The sequence below is a fragment of the Anaeromyxobacter sp. PSR-1 genome (assembly GCF_000964525.1).
GTDB lineage: Bacteria > Myxococcota > Myxococcia > Myxococcales > Anaeromyxobacteraceae > Anaeromyxobacter.
Genome location: NZ_BAZG01000173.1, coordinates 1 through 9,421 on the forward strand (window position 1 = coordinate 1; position 9,421 = coordinate 9,421).

The 9,421-nt window shown below is 76.4% G+C and carries 9 protein-coding genes; 6 read left to right on the forward strand and 3 right to left on the reverse strand.

The window, feature by feature from the left end:
- The coding region (locus PSR1_RS18825; RefSeq protein WP_059438971.1) for a YgcG family protein at positions 1–559 on the forward strand (559 nt) is incomplete at its 5' end.
- A gap of 10 nt (positions 560–569) precedes the next feature.
- Positions 570–1,211 (forward strand): TPM domain-containing protein, encoded by a 642-nt coding sequence (locus tag PSR1_RS18830; protein WP_059438972.1) that lies wholly within the window; start codon positions 570–572, stop codon positions 1,209–1,211.
- 18 nt (positions 1,212–1,229) lie between these two features.
- On the opposite strand, the gene PSR1_RS18835 is transcribed toward PSR1_RS18830, so the two are convergent.
- Together PSR1_RS18835 and PSR1_RS18840 are read right to left on the reverse strand one after the other, a co-directional pair.
- Entirely contained in the window at positions 1,230–2,702 is a 1,473-nt protein-coding gene (locus tag PSR1_RS18835; RefSeq protein ID WP_059438973.1) for a potassium/proton antiporter, read from the reverse strand.
- Positions 2,703–2,761: 59 nt separating this feature from the next.
- Complete coding sequence (locus PSR1_RS18840; RefSeq protein ID WP_237758145.1) at positions 2,762–3,802, reverse strand: radical SAM protein; 1,041 nt, start codon at positions 3,800–3,802, stop codon at positions 2,762–2,764.
- Between the two features lie 31 nt (positions 3,803–3,833).
- Between PSR1_RS18840 and PSR1_RS18845 the strand changes: the two genes are divergently transcribed.
- From PSR1_RS18845 to PSR1_RS18855, 3 genes are all read left to right on the forward strand, one after another.
- Positions 3,834–4,496 carry a helix-turn-helix domain-containing protein gene (locus PSR1_RS18845; RefSeq protein ID WP_237758146.1) on the forward strand — a complete coding sequence of 221 codons (663 nt, stop codon included), beginning with the start codon at positions 3,834–3,836 and terminating at the stop codon, positions 4,494–4,496.
- A 178-nt stretch (positions 4,497–4,674) separates the two neighbouring features.
- Positions 4,675–6,054, forward strand: coding sequence for a response regulator (locus PSR1_RS18850; protein ID WP_059438974.1), 1,380 nt, complete (start codon positions 4,675–4,677; stop codon positions 6,052–6,054).
- Between the two features lie 283 nt (positions 6,055–6,337).
- Positions 6,338–7,783: an ammonium transporter gene (locus tag PSR1_RS18855; protein WP_059438975.1), complete on the forward strand. Its 1,446-nt coding sequence runs from the start codon at positions 6,338–6,340 to the stop codon at positions 7,781–7,783.
- A 122-nt stretch (positions 7,784–7,905) separates the two neighbouring features.
- Here PSR1_RS18855 and PSR1_RS18860 read toward each other — a convergent pair whose 3' ends face one another.
- The gene (locus tag PSR1_RS18860; RefSeq protein WP_059438976.1) at positions 7,906–8,112 is read right to left on the reverse strand and encodes a hypothetical protein; all 207 of its coding nucleotides are present in this window, start codon (positions 8,110–8,112) and stop codon (positions 7,906–7,908) included.
- A gap of 218 nt (positions 8,113–8,330) precedes the next feature.
- On the opposite strand from PSR1_RS18860, the gene PSR1_RS18865 reads away from it, so the two are divergent.
- Positions 8,331–9,421: glycosyltransferase (locus tag PSR1_RS18865; protein ID WP_059438977.1), on the forward strand; the 1,091-nt coding region annotated here is incomplete at its 3' end.

Consider the following 9,421-nt stretch of genomic DNA (forward strand, 5'->3'; position numbering starts at 1 on the left):
CCAGTACCTGCTGGTGCGCACGCTCGAGGGCGAGCCCATCGAGGACTACTCGATCCGCGTCGCCGAGGCCTGGAAGATCGGGACGCGCGGCAAGGACGACGGCGTGCTGGTGACGGTCGCGGTCGAGGACCGCCAGGTGCGCATCGAGGTGGGCGGCGGCCTGGAGGGCGGCCTCACCGACGTGCAGTCCTCGCGCATCATCCGCGGCGTCATCGCCCCCGCGTTCCGGCAGCAGCGCTACGGGGACGGGCTCTACGACGCCGGCGTGCAGGTCCTGGGGGCGCTGGGCGCGCTGCCGCAGGGCGTGGACACGCGCCGGGCGGTCCGGCCCCAGGTGCGCGTGCCCTCGCTGTTCGTGCTGCTCCTGTTCGTGGTCGCGTTCGTGATCCGGGTCCTGACCGGCTTCGGCCCTCGCCGGCGCCGCTCGCTGTGGTGGGGCGGCGGCGGGCCCTGGGGCGGCGGCGGGCCGTGGGGAGGGGGCGGCTTCGGCGGGGGCGGCGGCGGCTGGTCCGGCGGCGGGGGCGGGTTCTCGGGCGGCGGCGCCTCGGGGCGCTGGTGAGGAGGCGCGCGTGAAGCTCGAGCTGCAGTTCGACGAGGCGGCCCGCCGGCGCATCGCGGAGGCGGTCGGGCGCGCCGAGGCGCTCTCGCGCGGCCAGATCGTCCCGGTGGTGGTGGAGAAGAGCGATCCGTACCCGGAGGTCCGCTACCGCGGCGCGCTCCTCGCGGCCGCGATCGCCTCCGCGGCGGTGCTGGCGCTGCACCTCCCGGTCACGCTGGCCGAGCTGCCGCTCGTCCAGCTCGCGGCCGGCCTGCTCGGCGCGTGGCTCTCGATGTGGGATCCGGTGGAGCGCCGGCTCGCCGGCGCGCGCGCGCTCGACCAGGCGGTGCGCGCGCGGGCGGTGCGCGCGTTCCACGAGAACGGGCTGCACCGGACCGCGGAGGGCACCGGTGTGCTGGTGTTCGCGTCGCTGTTCGAGCGCGAGGCGGTGATCCTGGGCGACCGCGGCATCCACGAGAAGATGGGCGACGCGGGCTGGGACCGCGCGGTCGCGGCGCTGGTGGCCGGGATGCGCGCCGGCGAGCCGGGGCGCGGCTTCGTCGAGGCGATCGCCCAGTGCGGCGCCCGGCTCGCCGAGCACTTCCCCCGCGACCCCACCGCCCGGCCGCCGCCGAACGAGCTCGAGGACGCCATCCGCGCCTCGCGCACCTGACGGCGCGGCTCGGCCGGCTCAGCCCTCCTCCTCGCGGCCGAACAGGAGCTGCACGAACGGCTTCTCGTCCGGCGGGGCGAACACGTAGACGTGGTCGCCGGGCTGGAGCACGGTCCGCCCGCGCGCCGCCACCAGCTCGCGGCCGCGGACCACCAGCATCACGGTCGAGCCCTCCGGGAACGGCAGCTCCGAGATGCGCGAGCCGGCGACGGCGCTCGCGGGCTCGACGTAGTACGAGGCGACCTCGCCGCCGAGCTGCTGGGTGGACACGATCTCGAGGACGGCGCGCGGCGGGGGCGGCCCCGCGGTCTCGAGGCCGAGCTTCCGCGCGAGCCAGGCGATGGTCGAGCCCTGCACCACCGTGCTCACCACCACCACGAAGAAGACCAGGTCGAAGACGTGCTCCGCGAACGGGAGCCCGGCCAGCACCGGCGTGGTGGCGAGCATGATGGGCACCGCGCCGCGCAGCCCGACCCAGGAGATGAAGGCCACCTCGCGCGCCGGCATCCGGAACGGCAGCAGCATGAGCACCACCACCAGCGGCCGCGCCACGAACGCGAGCAGCAGGCCGATCGCGAGCCCGGGGCCGGCGACCGCCGCCACCCGCGACGGGAACACCAGCAGGCCGAGGAGCAGGAACATCGCCACCTGGCTGAACCAGGCCATGGCGTCGTGCACGCGGCGCAGGCCGGGCAGGTACGGGAGCTGGCCCGCGCCGAGCGTGATCCCGGCCGCGTACACCGCCACGAAGCCGCTGCCCCACAGCAGCGTGGGCGCGCCGAACGCGAACAGCGCGATCGACAGCGTCAGGACCGGGTAGAGCCCGCTCGCGGCGAGGTGCGCGCGGCGCAGGAGCCAGCGCCCGCCCAGGCCGATGCCCACGCCGGCGGCGAGCCCGACCGCGAGCTGGAGCGCGATCTCCAGCAGGATGGTCCAGCGCACCGGCTCGCCGGACGCGAGGACCTGCGTCACGGCGAGCGTGAGGATCACGGCCATCGGGTCGTTGCCGCCCGACTCGACCTCGAGCAGGTGCGCCACGCGCGGGCGCACCCGCACCCCGGCGTTGCGCAGCGCGGAGAACACCGCCGCGGCGTCGGTGGAGGAGACGATGGCGCCGAGCAGCAGCGCCTCCGACCAGGGCAGGCCGAACGCGCGCGCGCCCAGCGCGGTGAGCGCGGCGGTGCCGGCCACGCCGGCGGTGGCGAGCAGCGCGGCGGGCGCCAGGATCTGGCGCAGCCCGCGCACGTCGGTGCTGAGGCCGCCCTCGAACAGGATCAGCACCAGCGCCACCGTGCCCACCCGGAAGGTGAGGTGGTAGTCGGCGAAGGCGATCCCGCCGACGCCCTCCGAGCCCGCCAGGATGCCCACCGCCAGGAACAGCAGCGCGAACGGGACGCCCAGCCGTCCGGAGGTGCGGGAGGAGAGGACGCTCAGGCCGAGCAGGAGCGCGGTGGCGGTGAGCGCGATGGCGGTGGGGAGCGGCTCGGTCACCCGCCGACCTTAACCGAGGCCGCGCCGCCGTGGGGGCGCGCGCGCACGCCCCGGGCGCGTCAGGCGCCGCCGGGGCGCCGGAAGGCGCACCCGTCGCACAGCGGGTGAACCGGGTGACCCCCCGGACCGGGCGCGACGAACGCCCGGAACGCCGGCGCCGCCCACAGCGCGCCGAGCGGCGCGTCGGCCACCGAGCCGAAGTCGCCCAGCCCGCCGGCGGCGGCGGCGGGGTGCGGGCAGGGCGCCAGGCGGCCGTCGGGGTGGATCCAGGCCTCCCGCCCCGCGAACGGGCACGGGCCGCGCGGCGCCGGAGCGGCGGGATCCGGCGCCAGCTCGACGGCGTTCTCGAGCGCCGGGGCGCGCCCGTGGCGCGCGAGCGCCTCCGCGGCCGCCTCGCGCACCGCCCGCGCCGCGGCGTTCCAGCGCGCGATGGCCCCGGGGCTGCGGCGCAGCGACAGCGCCGCCAGGTCGGGGCTGCGCACCTGGAGCTGGTTCAGCTTCACGCGATCGACGCCGAGCCGCGCGGCCAGCCGCACGATGCCGGGCAGCTCCGCCACGTTGTCCTCTCGCGCGGTCACCTGGAACGAGACGCTGCAGCGCGCGCCGCCCCGCGCCGCGTGCCGGTCGCGCGCGGCCACCAGGGCCCGGACGGCCTCGACCGCGGCGTCGAGGTCGAGGCCCGGCATCACCGCCGCGGCGGTCGCGGGGGTGGCGCCGTTCCAGGAGATCTTGACGTCGCGGCAGGCCGGCACCAGGACCTCCGCCCAGCCGGCGGCGCCGCGGCCGGGGAAGGTGCCGTTGGTGGTGACGTTGCCCCGGAGGCCGAGCGCCGCCGCGCGCGCGAGCAGCTCCGGCAGCGCCGGCCAGAGCAGCGGCTCCCCCATGGTGGAGGGGATGAGCTCGCGCAGCGGGCTGCCGCGCCGCTCCTCCAGCACACCGAGCGCGAGCGCCGGCGCCATCCGCCGCGGCGGCGCGCGCGGCCCGCCGCGCGCCCGGGCCGCACCGCACGGGCACATGGCGCAGGCGAGGTTGCAGTCGTCCGGGTCGGTGACGAGGGTGAGCCGCCACGGGCCGGCGGCGCTGGCGGAGCGCGTTGACAACGCCTCCGTTGTAACGGAAAACCATCGGTTCATGAAGACCGCCCGCGACACGCAGAAGCGCTCCCGCCGGCCGGCCGCGGCGCCGGACGCCCGCTCCGCCCCCGAGCCGGGCGAGGTGGCGCCCGCCGGCAAGGACCTGACGCCGGTCGTCGGGACGAACCTCCGCCGGCTGCGCACCCAGCGCGACCTGTCGCTGGAGAAGCTCTCGAAGCTCTCCGGGGTGTCGCGCGCCATGCTGGGCCAGATCGAGCTCGGCCAGAGCGCCCCGACCATCAACGTGCTCTGGAAGATCTCGTCCGCGCTGGGCGTCCCGTTCTCGGCGCTCATCACCGCCCGCAGCAGCGGCGGCCTGCACGTGCTCCGGGCCGAGCACGCCAAGGTGCTGAGCAGCCACGACGGCACCTACTCGTCGCGGGCCCTGTTCCCGTTCGACGAGCCTCGCCGGGTCGAGTTCTACGAGCTGCGCATGGCGCCGGGCAGCGTGGAGCGCGCCGACGCGCACAACCCCGGGACCATCGAGAACCTGGTGGTCGCCGCGGGCGCGGTGGAGATCGAGGTCCCCGGTCGCAAGGAGCAGCTCGGGCCGGGGGACGCGATCGTGTTCCAGGCCGACGCGCCGCACGTGTACCGGAGCCGGGCCGACGTCGAGACGGTCATGTACCTCGTCATGACCTACGCCGACACGGTGGGCTGAGAGCACGTGCCGAGCGCGGCGATCGCCGCGCGGAGTCGAGGGAGGGTGAACCCGCCCGCGCGCGCCTCCCCCGCCGGCACGACGGGGCGTCGAGGGTCGCGGCGTCGTGGGACGTCGCCGGTCGCCTCCGCCGCCTAGAATCCGCCTCGACCCGCCCTGCGGGTCGGGGGGAGGGGGCGTGGTACCGCGCATCGGCGAGCTGCTGATCCGGCGCGGCGTGGCGACCGCCGCACAGGTGGACGCCGCGCTGCACGACCCGCGCGACCGGCCGCTGCCGCTCGCGTCGAGGCTGCTGGAGGCCGGCGTGGACGAGGGCGCGCTGGCCGCCGCGCTGGCGGAGCGCTTCGGCACGCCGGGGGTGGACCTGTCGCGCACCACCATCGACCTCGACGCGCTCGAGGCGGTGCCGCGGTCGGTGGCCGAGCAGGACCTCATCCTGCCGCTCTCGCTCGAGGGCGGCCGCATCCACCTCGCCATGGCGCGCCCGCTCGACGACCGCGTCGTCGCCGAGCTGCGGTTCGTGACCGGGCGCGAGGTCTCGGTGTACGCGGCGGTCCGCTCGGCGCTCGACCGGGCCATCGAGGGCGCGTACGAGGCGCGCGCGCGGGGCGAGCGATCCTGGCGCGGCGCGGACGCCGGCCCGCTGCCGGAGCTGGGGGCGGCGTTCCCGGCGGGCGGGCCCGCCGACGAGCCGCTCGACCTGGTGGAGGTGCTCGACGCCGACCTCCTGCCGGACGAGCCGGACGCGGCCGTGCGGATCGAGGTGGGCGCGCCGGAGCCGCTGCCGGAGCGCGCGGACGGCCGGCCGCTGGCGCTGGTGGTGGACGACGAGCCCGAGATCCGCCACCTGGTGCAGCGCACGCTCGAGTCGAAGGGGTGGGCGGTGGAGCTGGCCGCCGACGGCGAGGAGGCGCTGGCGCGGGCCGACGCGCTGCTCCCGGACGTCGTGCTCCTCGACGCGATGCTGCCGCGGCTGCACGGGTTCGAGGCGTGCCGGCGGCTCCGCTCGTCGCCCCGCACGCGCAACGTCCCCGTGGTGATGATGACCGCCATCTACCGCGGCTGGCGCTTCGCCGAGGACGCGCGCGAGAACTACGGCGCGGTGGACTACGTCGAGAAGCCGTTCCGGCTCGACGACCTGGCCCGGCGGGTGGCGGCCGCGCGCGAGGCGAGCGCGTCGAGGCCGCTCGCGCCCGCGCCCGCGGCCGACGCGCGCGTGGCCCGCGGGCGCGCGCTCCTCGAGGAGGGCCGGGCCGGGGAGGCCGCGGCGCTCCTCGCGGACGCGGCCCACGCCGATCCGCTCGGCGCCGAGGCGCACCTCCAGCTCGGGCGGGCGCTCGCCGCCACCGGCGACGCCTTCGGCGCGATGACCGCGCTCGAGCGCGCCGTCGAGCTGCGCCCGGCGAACCTGCCGGCGCTGCGCGCGCTGGCGCGGATCTACGAGGAGAAGGGCTTCCGCCGCAAGGCCGCAGGCACGCTGGAGCGCGCCATCGCCGCGGCCGCCGAGGGGCCGGAGCGCGCCGCCCTCCGCGAGGACCTGCTGCGCCTGCTCGCCTGAGCCCGGCCGCGGTCCCGCGCTTCACGCGGGCCGCCGCTGCCCGTCCCGCAGGCCGCCCCAGCCCTCGCGCCGGGCAGTCCCCCAGGCCCCGCCGGCCGCCGGCTGCCCGCGCGGCGAGCGGATCGGGTCCTCGCTGCCCGCGAACGGTGCAGGGCGCCCGCCTCGGGCGGGGCAGCGGGCCGGTGCGGAGGACGGCACGCGGGCTGCACCGCCGGCTGCCGTCGGCCGCCCGCCGCTCCGGCGCTCGGGCCGGCGTGTCGTCCTTCTCCTCCGAGGAGCTCTCATGAACCCGTCGGTCGCGGATCTGGCGAAGTCTCTCGCCGACACGCAAACGGCCCTCAACATCGTGTGGACGATGATGGCGGGCTTCCTGGTGATGTTCATGCAGGCCGGCTTCGCGCTCGTCGAGACCGGCCTCACCCGCGCGAAGAACGTGGCCCACACCATGGGCATGAACTTCCTGGTCTACGCGATCGGCATCATCGGCTTCTTCTTCGTGGGCTTCGGCCTGCAGATGGGCGGCGTGGGCGCGGTGTTCGGCGGCGACGCCATCCTCGCGAAGGAGTTCACCGTCACGCTGTTCGGCAGGTCGTTCGGGCTCTTCGGGATGAGCGGCTTCATGCTCCACCCGCTCTCGACCTACACGGCGGGCGTGGCCGCGATGTTCCTGTTCCAGATGGTGTTCATGGACACCACCGCGACGATCCCCACCGGCGCGTGCGCCGAGCGGTGGAAGTTCAGCTCGTTCGTGCTCTTCTCGTTCGTGATCTCGGCGCTCATCTACCCGATCTACGCGAACTGGGTCTGGGGCGCGGGCTGGCTCTCCGCGCTCGGCACCAACTTCGGCCTCGGCCACGGGCACGTGGACTTCGCCGGAAGCTCGGTGGTGCACCTCACCGGCGGCGTGATCGCGCTGGTGCTCGGCAAGATGATCGGGCCGCGCATCGGGAAGTACACGGCGGACGGCCGGGTGAACCCCATCCCGCCGCACAACATCCCGCAGGTCATGACCGGCACCTTCATCCTCGCGTTCGGCTGGTTCGGCTTCAACGCGGGCTCGACGCTCTCCGGCATGGACACCCGCCTCACGGTGGTGGCCGTCAACACCATGATCGCCGGCGCCACCGGCGCGTTCGCCTCGTACCTGTACGTGAAGGCGAAGTGGGGCAAGGCGGATCCCTCCTGGCTCGCGAACGGCATGCTCGCCGGCCTGGTGGCGATCACCGCGCCGTGCGCGTTCGTCTCCGCCTGGGCCGCCGCGCTCATCGGCGCCATCGCCGGCGTGCTGGTGATCCTGGCGGCGGTGTTCATCGACACCAGGCTCCGCATCGACGACCCGGTGGGCGCGTCGGCGGTGCACGGCGTCAACGGCGCGTGGGGCATCCTCTCCCTGGGCCTGTTCGCGAACGGCACCTACGGCCAGGGCCTCAACGGCGTCGCGAGGGGCGTGACCGGCCTGTTCTACGGTGACGCCGGCCAGCTCGTCGCCGAGGTGATCGGCATCCTCGCGAACGTCGCCTGGGTGGCGCCGGTCGCCGCCGCGTCGTTCTGGCTCATCGGCAAGCTGGTGGGGAACCGCATCTCGCCCGAGGACGAGATCGCCGGCGCCGACCTCGGCGAGATGGGCGTGCTGGGCTACGACTTCGGCGGCGCTGCGGTGCACGGCGTCGCGGCGCCGGCGCCGCCCGCGCCGGCGGGCGCCAGCGTGCCCTCGCTCGCCGCGAAGTGAGCAGGCCGCGGCGCGCGCACACTCCCTGGTCGCGCGCGGCGGGTGGGAGCCGTCCCCCGGCTCGGAGTGCCGGGGGACGGCTCGCTCGTCTCCTCCGTCCCTGGCGTCTTCCCGAGGAGGCGTCAGCCGGCCGTCGAGCCCGGCGATCGCCAGCTCCGGATCAGGAACTCCTCCTCGAGCGGCGTCAGGTCGAAGCGCCGCGCCGCCTCGCCGATGGCGGCGCCGCGATCGAGCCTCGCCTCCTCGTGCGCGCGCTCGTCCAGCCAGCGCAGCGCCCGGCGCAGCGATTCACCCTCCGGAAGCAATCCACCCGAGCCCTCGCGCGCCATGGCCGCCCCTCCGTCCGGAGCACGCGGCCATCATGGCAGCGGCGGCCCGCCGCGGCGCGTGCCGGGCGGGGCTGCTGCGTCCTGCCGCGCCGGGGCGGTCGTCGCGACCGGCGCGCGGGCGGCGGCGCGGTCGTGGGGTCGCTGGTGGGCGGTGTGGGGCCGCCCTAGCTTTCCGGCTGGGGGCCCGCGGCGCAGGGGCGGGGAGGGGGCTTCAGGGCGTGCGCTTCGTCGTCTTCGGGCTGACCGTCAGCTCCTCGTGGGGGAACGGGCACGCCACGCTGTGGCGCGGGCTGGCGGGGGCGCTCGCGCGCCAGGGGCACCGGCTCGACTTCTTCGAGCGCGATCAGCCCTGGTACGCCGCGCACCGCGACCTGACGACGCTCCCGGCCGGCGAGCTCGTGATCTACCGCGAGCTGTCCGAGGTGCGCGCGCGCGTGGACGAGGCGATCGCCTCCGCCGACGTGGCCATGGTCACCTCCTACTGCCCGGACGGCGTGGAGGCGGGCGATCGGGTGCTCTCCGCCCGCTCGGCGCTCCGCGTCTTCTACGACATGGACACCGGGATCACCCTGGAGCGGGCGCGGCGCGGGCAGCCGGTCGAGTGGCTGGGCCCCCGCGGGCTGCGCCACCACGACCTGGTGCTCTCGTACACGGGCGGCCGGGCGCTCGGCGCGCTGGCGGGGCTGCTCGGCGCCCGGCGGGTCGCGCCGCTCCACGGCTCGGTGGATCCGGAGGTCCACCGGCCCTCCCGCCCGGTCCGCCCGTTCCTCGGCGACCTCTCGTACCTGGGGACCTACGCGCCCTCGCGGCAGGCCGTGCTCGAGGCGCTGTTCCTCGGCCCGGCGGAGCGGCTCCCGGACCGCACGTTCGTGCTCGCCGGCTCGATGTACGACGACCGCTTCCCGTGGCGCCCCAACGTCCGCTACGTGCGGCACCTCGAGCCCTCGCTCCACCCCGCGTTCTTCTGCTCGTCGCCGCTCACGCTCAGCGTCACCCGCGCCGAGATGGCGGCGCTCGGCCACTGCCCGTCGGGCCGGCTGTTCGAGGCGGCCGCCTGCGGCGTGCCGGTCCTGTCCGACTGGTTCGACGGCCTGGACGCGTTCTTCACGCCGGGCGAGGAGATCCTGGTGGCCCGCTCGCCCCGCGAGGCCGTGGCCGCGGTGGAGCTGCCGCGCGAGCGGCTCGCCCGCATCGGCGCGCGCGCCCGCGAGCGCGCGCTCGACGAGCACACCGCCGCCGCCCGGGCCCGTGAGCTGGTCCGCCTGTGCGAGGCGGCCCGCCGCCGCGAGCGGCTGGCGCCGCCGGCGGC

Coding starts and splice junctions, on each gene's coding strand:
- PSR1_RS18845 (WP_237758146.1), top strand. CDS start 3,834: ATGAAGACCGCCCGCGACACGCAGAAGCGCTCCCGCCGGCCGGCCGCG.
- PSR1_RS18855 (WP_059438975.1), top strand. CDS start 6,338: ATGAACCCGTCGGTCGCGGATCTGGCGAAGTCTCTCGCCGACACGCAA.
- PSR1_RS18860 (WP_059438976.1), bottom strand. CDS start 8,112: ATGGCGCGCGAGGGCTCGGGTGGATTGCTTCCGGAGGGTGAATCGCTG.